Genomic DNA, 15,598 nt, shown 5'->3' on the forward strand with positions numbered 1-15,598 from the left:
CCCACACGTCCCGCCCCGTGTCCCCTGCTGCCGCATTCCGCCTGGTCAGGCGATGCGGAACGTCCCAGCGTCCCGGGACGGCCGTCCGAGCTGGCCCGGGACCGACGTCCCGGGCAGGCTGCGATCACCAACCGGCGAGCCCGATAAGAGGATCATCACACACCTCGCCGGACGACTCGCGCGCGCCCGCGCGGCCCTTCAGTGGAACGACCGATCCGCCCCAGGATGGAAATGATCACCGTCATACGCCAGACCCGCTCGTCCCGGAGATTGCCGATGCGCCGGCCGGCGACGGTGGCGAGAAGCACCGTGTTCGGTGTGCTCCTCGCCCTGCTGCTGTCCGTCTCCGGCGTCTTCCTCTCCGCCACCCCCGCCCGGGCGAACGACTACTACAGCAGCATCACCGAAGCCTCCGCGGCCAACATCGACTGGATGTCACGCGTCCCGGACGGGACCAACCTCGCCTGGCTCTCGGTGCCCGGCACCCATGACAGCCTCGCGCTCTGCGGGGACACCCCGGACCCGGACACGGGCCAGTGCTCGGGCATCGTCACCAGCATCACTCAGACGCAGGAGAACCACGGCTTCAGCGCGAAGACCCTGACCACCCAGTTCGACGCCGGCATCCGGGCGCTCGACATCCGGGTCCGGGTCGACAAGGGCGACGAGGGGCTGAAGTTCACCGTCCACCACGGCGCCACGTATCAGTACGCCAACTTCACCGACGTACTGAAGGCCACCTCCCGCTTCCTGAGCGACCACCCCGGCGAAACCGTCCTGATGAACCTCAAGGCGGAGTGCACCGGCTCCACCTTCTCCTGCAAGGACGCCGACGGGTTCGGGACCGATGTGTGGCGCAAGAAGATCTTCGACTCCTACCTGAACGGCCGCTCGTACACCGGGGACGGCAACGAGAGCACCCCGTCGACCGCCTGGCGCGACCTGTTCTGGGGCCCCTCCGTCACCGGCAGTGGCCAGTCGAACCGCGTCCCGACGCTCGGCGAGGTACGCGGCAAGGTCGTGCTCCTCGGCTACCGGAACACAGCCGGCGGCATCTTCGGCGGCTACGGGCTCGAGCAGCCCTACCCGTCCGGCGGCTCCAACGAGGAGTACGTGCAGGACGACTTCGAGCTGGCCACCATCAGCGACATCGACGACAAGTGGGAGAAGGTCCGAGCGCACCTGCGTCGGACCAACGGCACCTGGGACGGCAGCCGCCCCGGTGAGAAGGACGCCAAGTACAAGCAGGACGCCCTGTATGTGAACTACACCAGCGCCTCGGGGAGCGGCGTCCACCCCTACACGGCGGCGGGCGGTACCCCGACGGCGACCGGTGTGAACAACTTCCTCATCCAGTGTCTGCGCGCCGAGAAGGACCGGTGCCCGGAGTTCTACGCAGGACGCGACGACCGGTTCGGCGGGCGGTCCGATCTGGACCGTATGGGCGTCATGATGATGGACTTCCCCGGCGGCAAGCTCATCGACGAGATCATCACGCGCAACTCCGTGACGCACACCGACATCCGCGACGTCATGGTGGTCGGCGATTCCATCAGCCACGGGTACGAGGGCGACCACACCTGGCGCTACCGGCTGTGGGACTGGGCCAGGAGCACAAAGTGGCCGGTCACCTTCGTCGGACCGTACCGGGGCACCGTGCAGCAGGCCGACGCTCAGCCGCCCCAGCCGCCGGTTCTGGGCGAGAGCAGCGGCGGCGAGCCCACGGAGCCCCTTCCGGGCGACGCGCGCGTCCAGGGCGAGTACGCCGGGGACGTGAATGCCGGGTTCTCGATCGGCGGCTCGGCTCACTACGCCCTCTGGGGCCGTTCACTGACCCGGACCGTGCCGACCATCAAGCCGGTGATGCAGGAGCTGAAGGCCAAGGGCCGCGCGCCCGACCTGCTCCTGGTCGAGCTGGGCTTCAACGACATCGGCTGGTACGGGGCGGGCGCCGATCTGGTCGCCACCATGAAGAAGTTCGTGGACAACGCGCGGGCGGCCGACCCGGACGTGCGGATCGTCCTGGCCAACGTCCCCCAGCGGACCACCCTGGGCGACGCGAACCCCCAACTCCCCCAGCGCATCAGCGACTACAACGCGGCCCTCGCCAAGGCGGCCCCCGGCTGGAGCACCAGCGCCTCACCGGTGGAGCTGGCCGACCTCAACAAGGCGATGGGCTGCGACCCGAAGGCGACGACCTGCGCCACCACCTACGACGGACTGCATCCCAACGCCCTCGGCGAGTACCGCATCGCCCAGGCGTTCGGCGCGGTGCTGCACAAGGAGTTCGGCATCGGCGCCGCCGCACCCGACGTACCGGACAGCGCACCCGACCGGTCGCTCGCCACGCCGTCCGGCATGAAGTTCGACGGCGGCCGGCAAGGCGTCACCGCCACCTGGAACAAGGTCTTCGGCGCGCACACCTACGACGTCCAGTGGCGTGACGTCACCACCGACCCGAACGCGGACTGGCACGACGTGGTGCCCGGCGTGAGCGCCCCGCGCTACGACATGTCCTGGCAGTTCACCGACCAGCCCTACGACGGCCACACCTACGAGGTGCGGGCCCGCGCGGTCGCCGGTGACGGCGCGGCCAACCGTTCCTCGTGGTCCTCGGCGGTCCGGGGCAAGGCGGCGCCGACGACGGCGGGGCGGCCGCCGGGGCTCACCGCGACGGCCGGCGCGGGCTCGATCGACGTGCGCTGGTCGGCGCCGACCGACTCGCACAGCGGCTCGATCGTCCGGTACGCGGTGTGGGTGAACGACAAGAGCACCCCGGCGAACCACTCCCGGATCATCGGCTACCCGTCGTCCGCCCGCTCCGCCAGGGTCACGGGGGTCACGGCGGGTCATGAGTACGTGATCATGGTCTGCGCCTGGAACGCGTCGGGTGAGGGCAAGCCGAGCATGAGCGACACGGTGGTCCCGGGCTAGCGACCGGGTGCGCTGTCTGCGCCGAGCGCTCCGTTCGGGGGTACGTTCCCCGGGCGGGGCACTCGGCCACAAGCGTCGAGAAGCGGGCTCGCATGACGACGGGAAATGGGCTCTTACGGCTCTGATCTCGATGCGTCGGCCAGGGCGCGCCGAACTTCCGCCGCGGGGAAGGGAGTGCTCTTGCTCTGCGTGAGTAGTCGATGATGGAAGTCGTCCAGGACGAGTGCGTGTGGAGCGTGACGATCGATGATCGCGACGATGTCGGGCGGAACGTCGGCGGGTTGGTGACCGTCGACCCACGCACGCAGGAACGCCCCGTGTTCGCTGCCACCACGCACGTCGTCCGGCAGGTGATAGCGAAGCAGGTGGCTTGGTGCGTAGGAGCGGTCGTAGACGAGGTGATCTGCGAGGAAAACGCGTTCCTGCGCCGAGAGTTCGAAATTGCGGCTCAACGCGAGCCCGAAGTCTGCGAAGTACACTCGCCGGCCGTCGGTGAGCAGATTGGCGAAGTGCGCGTCGAAGTGGACCAGTCCGCGCGCGCTCATGAACTCCGTCCCCCGCAGCAACTCGTTCTCGACCCATCGACAGGGCGACTCGCCTTCCGGCTTCGGTAGGGCCGCATCACGGCTGTCGCCGAGCAACGCGGCGAGCGTCTGCGGCACATGCTCCAGGAAGAGCACCAGGCTGAAGGAGGACCTTCCGATGGCCTCCAGCCGACGACGTACGGCCGACGAGCCCTCCCAATGCGCCACGGCCCCCTCAACACCGCCGAACCCGTCGACGAAGCCAGCAGGGGGGCTGTCCGGCAATACCCGCCAGTGATACAGCAGCGGGAAACCCGCGTGGTCGTTGTTCAATGCCCAGCCTGTCGTCATGATGTGCGCGGCCAGCTCACGCCAGGCACCGAACCCTGCCGACCCCACCCCGTACTGGTAGCAGAGAGGAAGATCGAACACGTTTGCAGTCGACCGCACGTATCCCGGCTGCACCTCGATGTCCGTCAGCGGGACCCTCTTGACGAAGACGCGGGTGCCTGCGACTTCCATCTCCGCCGACCTGCCCCCGATACCGGAGCCGAGACTCGGCGCGGCGGACACCGCATCCCCCAGCCGACGGTCGCTCAACAGGGCCAGCTCTGCTCCCACGGCCGCGTGAGCAGACACACGCTCGGAATGCCCTGAGTCGGTCACATCCATCGACGGCTCCAGCCCGACATCGAAACCAGCTTCTGTTGATCATGCCAGGGCGTGACCGCGACTCCCGAAGCGCCGCCGGGCCTCAGCCACGATCCGAGCGTGGTCCCATCTCGTCGGCCGGGGCCGCGAACACCGTCCCAGTACGGCTCAGGGCGCCAGCACGAACCTGCCGAACACCTTCCCCGCGTCCATGTCACGGTGGGCCAGCACCGCCTGGTCCAGCGGCAGCACTGCATGCACGACGGTGCGCAGGTCACCGTGCGCAGCATCGGCGAAGTGGGCCGACCGCACGGCCTGCCGGTCGGGGCCGGGCACGGTGTCGGAGCTGAAAGCGGCGAACGACAACGACCTGCGGAAGGCGTCCATCAGCCGCATGCCGAAGTCCGCCGGCGGCTGCCCACCGACCACACCGACAGCCACGTACCGCCCGTTGGAGGTGAGCTTGTCCAGGAAATGGGGAAGCCGAGGACCCCCCACGACGTCGATCACCACGTCGAAGCCCGCCGGTGCGTCCGGGCCGCCCTCACCGGAGCGGTCAAGGACGTGGGTCGCGCCCAGGTCCCGCAGGCGTGCGCCACGCTCCACCGACGAGGTGGTGACGGCCACCGCGCTCGCACCGCCCCTGGCTGCGAGCTGGACCGCAGTAATCCCGATGCTGCCCGCAGCACCGCGCACGAGCAGCGTCTCGCCGGTCGTGAAACGGGCCCGGTCCAGGGCGAAGTGGGCGACCACGCCGGAGCCGCCGAGGGTCACTGCGTCAGCGCCGGTCAGGCCGTCGGGCAGCGGAAGGACGTCCTCGACCAAGGCGACGGCCTGCTCGGCGTACCCACCGGACAGGCCGGTGAACGCCCACACCCGCCGCCCGACCCACGAGGCGTCCACGCCTCCTCCCACCGCGGTGACCGTTCCCGCGACCTCGCTGCCGAGGACATGGCCCTCCCGGAAGCCGTAGGCGGCAAGCGTTCCCTGGCGGATCACGGCGTCCACACCGCCTACCCCGATCGCCTCCGTGGCGACCCGCACCTGCCCCGGGCCAGGAAGCGGCACGGGCACATCGACGACCTCCAGACCATCGGGGTCTCCGAACGTCCTGATCACGACGGCTTTCATCTCGGCTCCTCGGATCGGTGGAAAGATGGATCGCGGCTGCGGCCGCGGGCGTCGAGCCGGCCCCCACGCCCGAGACCTCACCGGCGAAGTGCCGGGCCGGGGCGGCAGCACCGCCACCGGACCGTAACGGACGCCCCCGTCCGTCTGGCTAAAGTGAGAAACGATGACCAGCCGATTGCCTCGGACCGTGCGCTCCGACGCCCGCGACAACCGGGCCTGCATCCTGGACGCCGCCCGCACGGTGTTCGGCGAAGAGGGCCTGAGTGCGCCCATGCGCGAGGTCGCCCGGCACGCAGGTGTCGGCCCCGCCACGCTGTACCGGCACTTCCCGGCCAAACAGGCACTGATCGCAGAGACGTTCGCCGAGCAGCGACGCGCCTGCCACGCCGCCGTCCGCGACGCCCTTACGGACCCGGACCCGTGGCACGGATTCCGAAGCCTCATCGAGCGGATCTGCGAACTCCACGCGCACAGCCGAGGATTCGCCGACGCCTTCATGACGGCCTTCCCCGAGGCCATGGACTTCGCCGCCGACCAAGAACAGACGCTGCGCGCGGTCGCAGAACTGACCCGCCGCGCCCAGAAGACCGGCCGGCTGCGCCCCGGCTTCGTCGTCGACGACCTGATCCTCATGCTCACGGCCCACCGGGGCCTGCAAGACACGCCGCGTGCCGCCCGGGCCACGGCCTCCCGCCGCTTCGCCGCCTACGTGATCGAGGCCTTTCGCGCCGCACCAGAGACGGGAGCGCCTACGCCGCTGCCGCCAGCACCACACCTGCACCTCACCAACTCACGCAGCACGCCGTAAACCCCGCCGGCCGGACGATGACCGCCTGGCTGCGGGGGCTCTACCTGCCACCCGACGGGGTTCGCAGGTCCTTGCGCAGGAGAGTGCACATCGTCTCGTGGCGACGGACGGAACGGCTGGAATACCGCGACCACCCGGACGCCCGGACCGGCGAGAGAGCTCGCGGCGGCGAGGTCCGCGCTCTCCTCGTCGGGATGGTGGGCGTAGGAGTCGTGGACCCGCACCCCGGCCGACTCTCCGGCCGGGGTCATGCGACGCGCCACCCCGTCGAAGCACAGCAGGCTGTGGTGGGCCGCAAGCCGATAAGAGGTCCCTCAGGTACAGGCGGGAGCGGGGCCGACGGGGCACTGGACAGCAAGCCCGAGCGCCGACACGATCGCGTTCATGACACCCGAGGATGCCATTATCGCCACTGCCGACCGGATCGCGGAGCTGCTGAAGGCAGGAGCCGCACCGCACACGCCGCTACGGGGCGCAGAGTGGACGGTGGGAGAGGCGGCGGCGCACCTCGCGCTGGCTGGGAAGCTGATGGCCGACATCGGGGCGGGCGCGGACCGCCCCTACGGCAACGGGACGCCGAGCGGCCTTGCGGCGGCCAACCGCGCCGCTCTGGCTGTCTTCCCGCAGCGGGATCCGGCGGTCCTCGGCGCGGAGATCGCAGCTGGCGCCCGGGACTTCGTCGCGGCCGCGGCCCGCCGGAGTCCGCGCGAGGAGGTGGTGACCCCCATGGGGCCGATGAACATGGCCACCCTGGGCTCGTATCTGCTCACGCACCTGCTCGGACACGGATACGACATCGCGGTCGCGCTGCGCGGGCCCCACATGGTCAACCGGGAAGTGGTCGCGTTCACGCTGCCCTTCATGCGACTGGCCATGCCGCGTGTAGTGAACGCCGGCGCGGCCGACCACCATGCGTGCTACCTGTTGCGGATCGGCAGCGACCGCTTCGCCGTCACCTTCGCGGACGGTGTGCCTACGGTCTCCGACGCCCCGCCCCGGCGGCCTGACTGCACGATAGCCATTGACCCTGTCGCCTTCCTCCTCCTCGCCCTGGGCCGCTGGACCGCCCCCACCGCCATGGCCCGCGCCAAGGTCGTCACCTGGGGCCGCAAACCGTGGCTGGGCCTGCGCTTCCCGCTGCTCTTCACAGCGCCATAGACGAGCAAGCCGACTACCACCGGACGACCGCGCACCTGGCACTGGGCGCCGATACCGACCGGACCGCACGCTCCATGGCCTGCGGCATGCTCTGGTCCTTCAGCTCGATCTGTACAGCCGGGTAAGGGCAGCCTACGGAAAGCGCCGCACCGAGCCGCGATCCTCCCGACGTCGTCCGACGTGTGAAGGCCGCGGCAGGGTGGCGTCGGTGCGGGCAGCCAGTGCCGTCATCCGCAGAGTGCGCCTCGGCGCCTGGGACAGCGGGGCAAGTGCGCAGTACTCGAAATGGGTGAGGTTCGGGTCATGACGCAGTTGAGTGTCACGGACACCGGGCATCAGTTCAAGCACGGCCGCCAAGCGAATCCGGGCGACTGCCTGGCGCTCGTCCAGCCAGGGAGCAGGTATAGCTCCAAGCTATCGAATAGTTGACGATACAACCATGCCCATCTGTGGTTTTGCGCGTAGCGCCAACCAATGAGAAGGAGTCCGGTCGTGGCAGACGTTTCGATCGTCGGCAAGGGCAACATGGGGCAGGCCATCTCCGGCGTCCTCACCAAGGGCGGCAGCGCTGTGGAGCTACTGGGAAGCGAGGACGCGGACAAGCCGCTCAGCGGCGAGATCGTGATTCTGGCCGTGCCGTTCCCGGCCGTCGACCAAGTGCTCGGCCAGCGGTCCGGGCAGTTCGACGGAAAGATCGTCGTCGACATCTCCAACCCGCTGGACTTCGAGACCTTCGACAGGCTCACGGTGCCCGCCGACTCCTCCGCCACCGCACAGATCGCCGGCAAGCTCCCGAATGCTCGCGTGATCAAGGCGTTCAACACCAACTTCGCCGCCACCCTGACCTCCGGCAGCGTGGGCACCCTGGAGACCACCGTGCTCATCGCCGGTGACGACACCGACGCCAAGAGCACCCTGGCCGACCTCGTCACCGCCGGCGGTCTGAAGGCGATCGACGCCGGGTCGCTGAAGCGGGCCCGGGAACTTGAGGCCATTGGCTTCCTGCAGATCACGCTGGCCGCGGCCGAGAAGACCCCCTGGACCGGTGGCTTCGGCATCGCGGGCTGACCCGAACGCTCGCCATCACAGCGGGGGGCCGCACCCGAACAAGTCGCTTCCGCGTGTCCTCCATGCCTGGAAGTCCTCGTGTGACCAACACGGCGCCCCGCTCGCCGAAACCTTCCGCGACGTAGGCGCACACGCGGTCCACGACCTCATCCGCGTCCCACTCGATCCGGTTCAGCACCAGCAAGTCACGATCTACCGCCGGAGTACCAGGCAGTCCGTCGCAATGGCTCACGGGTCGGTCGGGCCAACGGGACTGCTGCCTGGCCGTTCACCCGCAGACGTGACCGGTCGCCCGAAGGTTCGTATAGGACGGTTTTCCCGTTCCTGACTCCGGGCCCGCGCATCTCGCCGATCATGGGCGAGAGATGACCGCGCACCCGCTCCCCCTCGCCCACCTCCTCCGTCCGTCCGTCGGCGGCACGGCCGGGACGCAAGCACTGCCGGCCGTCGGCCTGGCTACCACCGCGACGGCTCTGGCCGCAGCCGGCTACCACCTGGTTTTCGAGCGCACCGCCTCCCTCACGGCATGCCTGGTGGTGGCGTTCGTCCTCTTCTCGGCTGCCCTGCTGCGCGCGTCCGGGCCCGGCGCCCTGCTGCCCGACGTCGGCACCATGGTCCTGGCGCAGGCAGCGGCCTGCTGTTGGTTCGCCTTCGCCGCCTCAGAACCCCGCCCCACGGGCGGGGCGTTCCACGGAGGCGCAGGTGGCGCGATGCACCTGCTCATGACCGCGGTCACTGTGGGCGCCCTGCGAGCCGTGGCACGCTCCCGGTTCGAACTCCGCGCCATGATGCAGACGGGTCTGCGCACGTTCGTGCACCGTCTTTGCGTTCTCGTGTCAGCGCGCACCTCCGCGGTCGCGACCGTGGATCCGAGCCGGCTGTCCGGATCCCTGTCTGACGACGGCGACGAATGCCTCTTCGAAGTGCTGCTGGTCGGCTCGACCGGACGTCGAGGCCCTCCGTAACACGGCCCGGTCGGTCCCACCTCGCTCTCGACGCACCATCGATCGCTTCGGCGCGCCCACGGACCGGCCGATCGCGCACCTCACCCGGCGCGGCCGGGTCGCCTGCCTCGCCGCGACACCAGAAACCCAGGTACCCCCATGACCACTCCACGCATCGACGTTGTTCACGCCGGCGACCTCACGCCGAAAGATCTCGGCCTCTGGAACGACCTGCGAAGGGCCACTGCCACCGCCAATCCCTTCATGAGTGCGGAATTCACCCAGGCCATCGGCCGGGTGCGCCGCGACGCCCGGGTGGCGGTACTCCGCCGAAACCGGCAGCCCGTCGGCTATTTCCCCTACCAACGCGGCCGCTGGGGGCACGGCAGGGCGCTCGGTCTGGGCGTCTCGGACTGCCAGGGAGCTGTCCTGCCACCCGACGGCGTCCACCTCGACGCGCACCACCTCATGCGCGCCTGCGCCCTGAACGCCTGGGAGTTCAACCACCTCGAGAGCAGCCAGGACCTCTTCCTGCCGTACGCGACGGGCCAGTTCGCTTCCCCGGTCGTCGACCTCGCGCAGGGTTTCGATGCGTACGAGACTCACCTCCGAAGCCGCTCACGAAGCTTCCTGAAATCGACCCGCGCCCAGGAACGCCGCATGACACGCCACCTCGGCCCTCTGCGCTACGTCCACGACGAACGCGACCCGGCGGCCCTGCGGACCCTCGTCGACTGGAAGTCGGCCCACTACCGCCGCACCGGCCGCCGTGACCCCTTCGACCAGCCGTGGATCGCCAACCTCGTGCGTCTGCTCGCCGACACCAACACACCGGACTGCTCGGGCATGCTCTCGGTGCTCTACGCCGCCGACCGCCCGGTCGCCGCCCACTTCGGGCTGCGCTCCGCCACCGTCCTGTCCTGCTGGTTCCCCTCCTACGACCGCGCCCTCGCCACCTACTCACCCGGCCGCGTCCTCTACCTGCGCATGATCGAGGCTGCCGCCGCGGCCGACATCCGCCTGGTCGACTTCGGCAGGGGCGAGGCGGCTTACAAGAACTCCTTCAAAACGGGGGACCTCGTGGTCCACGAAGGCGCCCTGCGCACGACCGGGCCAGGTGCGGCCCTGCACTGGCTCCGCCATGAACCGAGGCGGGCCGCCCACCGGCTGGTGCGGGAGCAGCCCGCGCTGCGGGGTGCGGCGGTGCGAGGGCTCGAGCTCGTCGGTTCACTGCGTGGGCGCTGACCACGGGCGCCCGCTTGCGGCGGACTCAATCCGCTTTCTTGCACAGTTCACCGAAGCGGGGGGAGTTCGGAGGAGACCGCGTGCTCTTGAACGGGACGCCTCTTGCCGGGTACTGCCCGCACTGTCCATCGGACGACGGTCACCTGCCCTTGGAGCGCCCTGGCCGAAACTCACATTACGGATGGGCGTGTGCATGACTACCTTGCACGGTGACCGCATGACGACAAGGGGGACATATGAGACGCGTCTTGTTGTACCTGGTGGCGCTCATCGCGACGGTGGGCTTCGGCGTCTTCGGCACCTCGACGAACGCCGGCGCGGCGAGCAACCCCTGCGGCGGGTCGCCGTACGCCTGCGCCGACGGCACGTTCAACGTATGGAACGGCGACAACGGCTCGCGCTGTGAATGGGTCGGCAACGCCTCCTCGCTCGGATCGTGCACCAACAAGAACTATCTGATCGCCAACTTCGGCTACCGGTGCTCTGGTTGCGACTGGATCCGCCTCTACTGGGGCACCTCGTACACCGGCGCCTACTTCTGCATCCCGCCCGGCTACACCTACGGACAGGCCACGTCCCCGAACCTGACCTTCAACCGCGGCAGCGGTCTCTCGGGCTACGGACAGAACATCTGGTACAACGCGGCTTCGGCGAAATGGAGCGGAGCCTGCTGAACGACGACTCCGCTCCCCCACCCCGCCTACGTCGAGGCACCTGCCGCTTCCAGCAGGTGCCTCGCCGCCGTCCGCACGACGGTATCGAGCCACGGATCGGTCGCTGAACCGGAGGCAGTTCTTCACTGCTGACCCAAGCGCCCGGGCTCATTCCGGGATGACCAGCCCCAACTCGCGCAATCGCGGCAGGCATGCGTCCAGACACGCCTCGACGGAGGCAGCGTCCGTGCGCACAAGCAGATCCTCGCGGAACGGGGCTCCGCTCGCGACAAAGGTCCATGACTTCACGCCCACGCGCATCCGCTCGGCATCAGCCTTGAAGGCAGCCGCACCTCCTATGTGATGAACTATGGCCCGGTTCGGAGAAGTTGATCTCTTCTCGAACAGGAGAGCGGAGGGACCGTGGACCTTGGTGGGGGGATGTGGCAGCGACTGATCGCCGTGGTGCTCGTCATGACGGTGGCGGCCGGGTGCACGGGACAGGGCGAAGGCTCGGGCGGCGGAAACGACGAAGACCTGCTGCGGAACCACGACTGGACGCAGATGCCGGGCACCAGCGCGCGAGACGACATCCTGCGGGTCAGCGCGTTGGATCGGCGCATCGTGGAGCAGGACTCCTCCGGCGGCCAGCCCAACCCCCCGCTGAACCTGGCCGGCCCGCACCTCAGGTCCGATGGCGACTTCACCGTCACCGCGCGCATGTCCGGTGTGGGTGACGACGGCGGCGACTCATGGCTGCGGCTGTACGGACGGGTACCCGTCATCTACGACGAGTGGCGGCAGGAGCGGCCCTCACTGCGCGTCGGCGTGACGGCCGACGGACAAGTGAAGGTACAGATATGGGACGGCAAGAGCGATGGGCCGGCCATCTCCAAGGATTTCGACTGCGGCTGCTCGGGGACGGTGACGCTCGCCGTGTCGAGCATCGGTGACACCTTCCACGTGAAAGCCGACGGACGGCGGCTGGGAACCGTGCACGACCCGGGGGTGTTCGCCGAGGGCACTGTCTGGTTCGGTCTGGAGGCGGACGCGGGCGAAGACGAGCGCCGCGAGGGATGGAGTCTCACGCAGCTGCTCGCGCGGGCGGAGAGCGGTGACTCGCTCCGCGTGATCGAGGCGCCGCAGCTACGCCAGGAGCAGTCAGACGACTCGCTGCGCGCGCGGGCCGCGGACGTGGGGCGGCCGTTCGACGTCGGCACCGCCCTGGCCGAGAACCCGCTGCTCACCGACTCACGCTACCGGGCGCTCGCGGGAAGCCAGTTCTCCATGCTCACTCCCGAGAACGCGTTCAAACCGCAGTTCCTCCACCCACGCCCGGGCGTCTACGACTTCGGCGACGCGGACCTGGTCGTACGCTTCGCCCGCGCGAACGGCATGAAGGTGCACGCGCACACCCTCGTCTGGCACGAGGCCCTGCCCAACTGGATGCGGGAGAACGACGGCCCCCAGGAGGTGCGTCGGACCATGCTCCAGCACATCACCATGGTCGCCGGGCACTTCAAGGGAAAGGTCGCGGAATGGGATGTGGTCAACGAGCCCATGTCCGACGACGAGAAGAGCTACACCAACGGGGATCTAGGCCTGCGCTCCGACCAGAGCCCGTGGTTCGAGGCCATGGGCGAGGAGTACATCGACGAGGCCTTCAGGGCCGCCCACCGGGCCGATCCGAAGGCACGGCTGTTCCTCAACGAGTACGGCATCGAGGAGGAAGGCGAGCGATGGGACGCTCTTTACGATCTGGTCAAGCGGCTCAAGAAACGCGGCGTACCGATCGACGGCGTAGGTTTCCAGAACCATGAGTACACAGCCGGCGACCGCACCGACCCGGAGACCTTCCGCAGCCATGTGCAGGATCTGGCGGAGCTCGGGGTTCAGGCTCGGGTGTCGGAGATGGACGTCCCCATACGTGAGGACGAGGAGGACGGGCGGCAGACCCAGGCTGATGAGATGGCGGGCAAGCTGCGGGTCTGCCTGGAGGAGCCGAACTGCACATCGTTCTCCACATGGGGATTCACCGACCGGTACGGTTCTACCGCCGACACCAAGATCTACCCTCCGCGCATGGCCGATTCCCTGCCGTGGGACGCGGCTCTGCGGCCGAAGCCGGCGTACGAGCGCCTGCTCGAGGCCTTCGACGAGGCGTGAGTGGACGTCAAGTCCGATCTCCCTCCGTTCTTGATCACAGCCGGTTCGCGCGGGTCGCGGTGAAGCTGCGGCTCGCGAGATCGTCGTGCACCGGCGGGACGGCCTTCTTGCTCTTGCCGCGCTTCGTGCCGAACACGCCCCATCAGCGGTATTCCCGGCGATGCCGATCGCTCCTACTGCTGGAGCTCGATGACGTCGGCGACTACGCAGCTGACGTTGTCGGGGCCGCCAAAGGCGTTGGCGAGGGCGATGAGTTCACGGACGGCCTGCTCGGGCTCGCTGATCTCGGCGAGCACTCGGTGGATCTCCTGGTTCGGCACGACAGTCGACAGGCCGTCGGAGCACAGCAGATATCGGTCCTCCCCCTGCGCGTCATGGAGACGCATGTCGGGGTCGGTGTCGGTTCCTGGGCCCAGGGCCCGCACCAAGAGCGACCGTTGGGGGTGGGAGGCGGCTTCTTCCGGGCTGAGGCGTCCGTCGTCGACCATCGACTGGACCATGGTGTGGTCGTGGGTGATCTGGAACAGCTCTGCCCCGCGCAGGAGGTAGACGCGGGAGTCGCCGATGTGGACGAGGGCCAGCTGTGATCCGGTCCAGAGCATCGCGGTGAGGGTCGTGCCGGTGCCTTCGGATGCTGAGCCCGTTCCGGCAACGTCGTGCACGGCCTGCTTGGCCTGTTCGATGACGTCTTCGAGGACGTCGAGGAGGTTGCCGGCCGGGAAGCCGTCCGTTTCGAGGTGCTTGAACGCGTCGATGGCGGCTGCGCCGGCAGGGGCTCCTTGGCTTCCGCAGCCGTCGGCGACAGCAAGGAGCCGGCATCCCGCGTACGCGGTGTCCTGGTTGCTCTCGCGGACGAGGCCCTTGTCGGAAAGAGCGGCGTAGCTGATTCCGAGGGACTTGGCGGTCGGGGACATGGTGGGGTCCTTCCGTGACAGGTGGTCGATGAGGAAGGTGGCCAGGTCCCGCCGTGCGGCGGTGTCGGCCTCGACCTGGGCCCAGAACGCGCGGACTTCTTGTCCCGCCGGGCCCGCTTCCAGCGCGCAGACGTGCTGAATGCGGGCCAGCGGCATGCCCAAGCGCCGGAGCCAGGCGACCAGGCGGGCTTGGTCCAACTGGTCCGGTGCGTAAAGGCGGTAGCCGGTCACCGGGTCGACGCGTGCGGGGGTCAGCAGGCCGAGCTCGTCGTAAAGACGCAGCGCCTTCGGCGACAAGCGGGACGCCTTCGCGAACGCCCCGATCGTCAGCAACCCCATGCTCACTCCTCCTCATGCCGAGCGCATCGCCCGGCCCCACTGATGCTGTGGCCTCCCCCAAGGTGAAGGTCAACCGCGGGTCGTTCTGAGGCCTGCCCGATCGTCTCCCATGGACGGCGATGACCTCTACCGGCCCGCGTCGCCGTGCGGTCTCACGGCGGAGGTGTCCATGAGGTCGGTGCGTCGAGCCCGCCACCACGGCACAAGCTGGACGACGCCGAACGCCACCTCGGCGACAAAGAACAGCCCCAGCCAGCGCGGGGCACCGTGTGCCAGCGCATACGCCTGCCACACGGCGAAAAGCGTGCGCGCGATGCCGTCGAACAGTCCGTGCACCGGCAGCGGGTTGATGATCCGGAGCAGTGCCCAGACGACCACCACCGAACCCATCAGGTTCGCGTAAAGGATCTCTATCGGGTCGAGGGCAGGCAGGACGCCCAGCCCGAGCGCCTCACCGGCCTGCTGTAGCGCGTCGTGCACCAGGGCGTAGGTCCACGGCGTGGCGAAACCGGCTGTGACCACGAGGTCGTACCAAGCACTTGTGCGCATGACGCGAAGGTAGGCGGGGTGGGAAAGGGTGAAAGGACGGAACACGGCGAGGCTCCTGCTGGTCTCCTGCACGGACGCCGAAACGGTAAACAGTGGAGTAGTGTCCAAGGTCAAGTCCGCAGTTCAGGGGGAACCGTGCGTATCGGGGAGCTGGCCGCGCAAGCGGGACTGACCAGGGACACCATCCGTTTCTACGAGAAGATCGGTCTCGTCACGGGGCGGCGTCTGGCCAACGGTTATCGCGACTTCCCGCCGGAGGCAGTGCCTTGGCTTCAGTACGTCCGCACTGCTCAGACGCTCGGCTTCTCGCTGGCCGAGATCGCACAGACCGGCCAGGAACTGCGGAACGCGCCCGACACCGCCGAGGCGTTGTCCGCGCTGTTCAAGGAGAAGATCGAGGTTGTCGATGCGCGTATGGCACAGCTTGCCGCCCTGCGGGCCGAGCTCGATGCACGTGTCGGCACCGGATGCCCGCTGCGGGCGGCCGGCTGAGCCATCGCACACGGGGTGGGAC

The 15,598-nt window shown here is 68.8% G+C and carries 13 protein-coding genes; 9 read left to right on the plus strand and 4 right to left on the minus strand.

Translation table 11 applies throughout. The features are described from left to right. Nucleotides 1-309: 309 nt before the first annotated feature. Entirely contained in the window at nucleotides 310-2,934 is a 2,625-nt protein-coding gene (locus tag Saso_RS24155) for a phosphatidylinositol-specific phospholipase C domain-containing protein (RefSeq protein WP_189921761.1), read from the plus strand. A 113-nt stretch (nucleotides 2,935-3,047) separates the two neighbouring features. On the opposite strand, the gene Saso_RS24160 is transcribed toward Saso_RS24155, so the two are convergent. Both Saso_RS24160 and Saso_RS24165 read right to left on the minus strand, forming a co-directional pair. Then, entirely contained in the window at nucleotides 3,048-4,130 is a 1,083-nt protein-coding gene (locus Saso_RS24160; RefSeq protein WP_189921759.1) for a protein kinase family protein, read from the minus strand. 147 nt (nucleotides 4,131-4,277) lie between these two features. After that, nucleotides 4,278-5,240, minus strand: coding sequence for a zinc-dependent alcohol dehydrogenase family protein (locus Saso_RS24165; protein ID WP_189921758.1), 963 nt, complete (start codon nucleotides 5,238-5,240; stop codon nucleotides 4,278-4,280). A 163-nt stretch (nucleotides 5,241-5,403) separates the two neighbouring features. Between Saso_RS24165 and Saso_RS24170 the strand changes: the two genes are divergently transcribed. The 7 genes from Saso_RS24170 (at nucleotide 5,404) to Saso_RS24205 (ending at nucleotide 13,282) form a co-directional block, all read left to right on the plus strand. Further along, nucleotides 5,404-6,048 (plus strand): TetR/AcrR family transcriptional regulator, encoded by a 645-nt coding sequence (locus Saso_RS24170; RefSeq protein ID WP_189921756.1) that lies wholly within the window; start codon nucleotides 5,404-5,406, stop codon nucleotides 6,046-6,048. Nucleotides 6,049-6,432: 384 nt separating this feature from the next. After that, complete coding sequence (locus Saso_RS24180; protein ID WP_189921754.1) at nucleotides 6,433-7,206, plus strand: maleylpyruvate isomerase family mycothiol-dependent enzyme; 774 nt, start codon at nucleotides 6,433-6,435, stop codon at nucleotides 7,204-7,206. Nucleotides 7,207-7,698: 492 nt separating this feature from the next. Continuing rightward, complete coding sequence (locus Saso_RS24185) at nucleotides 7,699-8,274, plus strand: NADPH-dependent F420 reductase (protein ID WP_189921753.1); 576 nt, start codon at nucleotides 7,699-7,701, stop codon at nucleotides 8,272-8,274. A 365-nt stretch (nucleotides 8,275-8,639) separates the two neighbouring features. Further along, entirely contained in the window at nucleotides 8,640-9,239 is a 600-nt protein-coding gene (locus Saso_RS24190; RefSeq protein WP_189921752.1) for a hypothetical protein, read from the plus strand. Nucleotides 9,240-9,377: 138 nt separating this feature from the next. After that, nucleotides 9,378-10,463, plus strand: coding sequence for a GNAT family N-acetyltransferase (locus Saso_RS24195; protein ID WP_189921751.1), 1,086 nt, complete (start codon nucleotides 9,378-9,380; stop codon nucleotides 10,461-10,463). 236 nt (nucleotides 10,464-10,699) lie between these two features. Next, nucleotides 10,700-11,137, plus strand: coding sequence for a hypothetical protein (locus Saso_RS24200; protein ID WP_189921750.1), 438 nt, complete (start codon nucleotides 10,700-10,702; stop codon nucleotides 11,135-11,137). A 402-nt stretch (nucleotides 11,138-11,539) separates the two neighbouring features. Beyond that, a complete protein-coding gene (locus Saso_RS24205; RefSeq protein ID WP_189921749.1) occupies nucleotides 11,540-13,282 on the plus strand; it encodes an endo-1,4-beta-xylanase in 1,743 nt (580 codons plus the stop codon). A 173-nt stretch (nucleotides 13,283-13,455) separates the two neighbouring features. Here the strand turns inward: Saso_RS24205 and Saso_RS24210 are convergent, their stop codons facing one another. Together Saso_RS24210 and Saso_RS24215 are read right to left on the minus strand one after the other, a co-directional pair. Beyond that, nucleotides 13,456-14,535 carry a MerR family transcriptional regulator gene (locus Saso_RS24210; RefSeq protein WP_189921747.1) on the minus strand — a complete coding sequence of 360 codons (1,080 nt, stop codon included), beginning with the start codon at nucleotides 14,533-14,535 and terminating at the stop codon, nucleotides 13,456-13,458. 126 nt (nucleotides 14,536-14,661) lie between these two features. Beyond that, entirely contained in the window at nucleotides 14,662-15,084 is a 423-nt protein-coding gene (locus tag Saso_RS24215) for a hypothetical protein (RefSeq protein ID WP_189921745.1), read from the minus strand. Between the two features lie 135 nt (nucleotides 15,085-15,219). Here Saso_RS24215 and Saso_RS24220 point away from each other — a divergent pair, with 135 nt between their 5' ends. Further along, the gene (locus Saso_RS24220) at nucleotides 15,220-15,576 is read left to right on the plus strand and encodes a MerR family transcriptional regulator (protein ID WP_189921744.1); all 357 of its coding nucleotides are present in this window, start codon (nucleotides 15,220-15,222) and stop codon (nucleotides 15,574-15,576) included. Nucleotides 15,577-15,598 lie beyond the last annotated feature (22 nt).

Source organism: Streptomyces asoensis, from assembly GCF_016860545.1.
Lineage (GTDB): Bacteria > Actinomycetota > Actinomycetes > Streptomycetales > Streptomycetaceae > Streptomyces > Streptomyces asoensis.

Coding starts and splice junctions, on each gene's coding strand:
- Saso_RS24165 (WP_189921758.1), bottom strand. CDS start 5,240: ATGAAAGCCGTCGTGATCAGGACGTTCGGAGACCCCGATGGTCTGGAG.
- Saso_RS24210 (WP_189921747.1), bottom strand. CDS start 14,535: ATGGGGTTGCTGACGATCGGGGCGTTCGCGAAGGCGTCCCGCTTGTCG.
- Saso_RS24170 (WP_189921756.1), top strand. CDS start 5,404: ATGACCAGCCGATTGCCTCGGACCGTGCGCTCCGACGCCCGCGACAAC.
- Saso_RS24200 (WP_189921750.1), top strand. CDS start 10,700: ATGAGACGCGTCTTGTTGTACCTGGTGGCGCTCATCGCGACGGTGGGC.
- Saso_RS24190 (WP_189921752.1), top strand. CDS start 8,640: ATGACCGCGCACCCGCTCCCCCTCGCCCACCTCCTCCGTCCGTCCGTC.
- Saso_RS24180 (WP_189921754.1), top strand. CDS start 6,433: ATGACACCCGAGGATGCCATTATCGCCACTGCCGACCGGATCGCGGAG.
- Saso_RS24195 (WP_189921751.1), top strand. CDS start 9,378: ATGACCACTCCACGCATCGACGTTGTTCACGCCGGCGACCTCACGCCG.
- Saso_RS24215 (WP_189921745.1), bottom strand. CDS start 15,084: ATGCGCACAAGTGCTTGGTACGACCTCGTGGTCACAGCCGGTTTCGCC.
- Saso_RS24160 (WP_189921759.1), bottom strand. CDS start 4,130: ATGGATGTGACCGACTCAGGGCATTCCGAGCGTGTGTCTGCTCACGCG.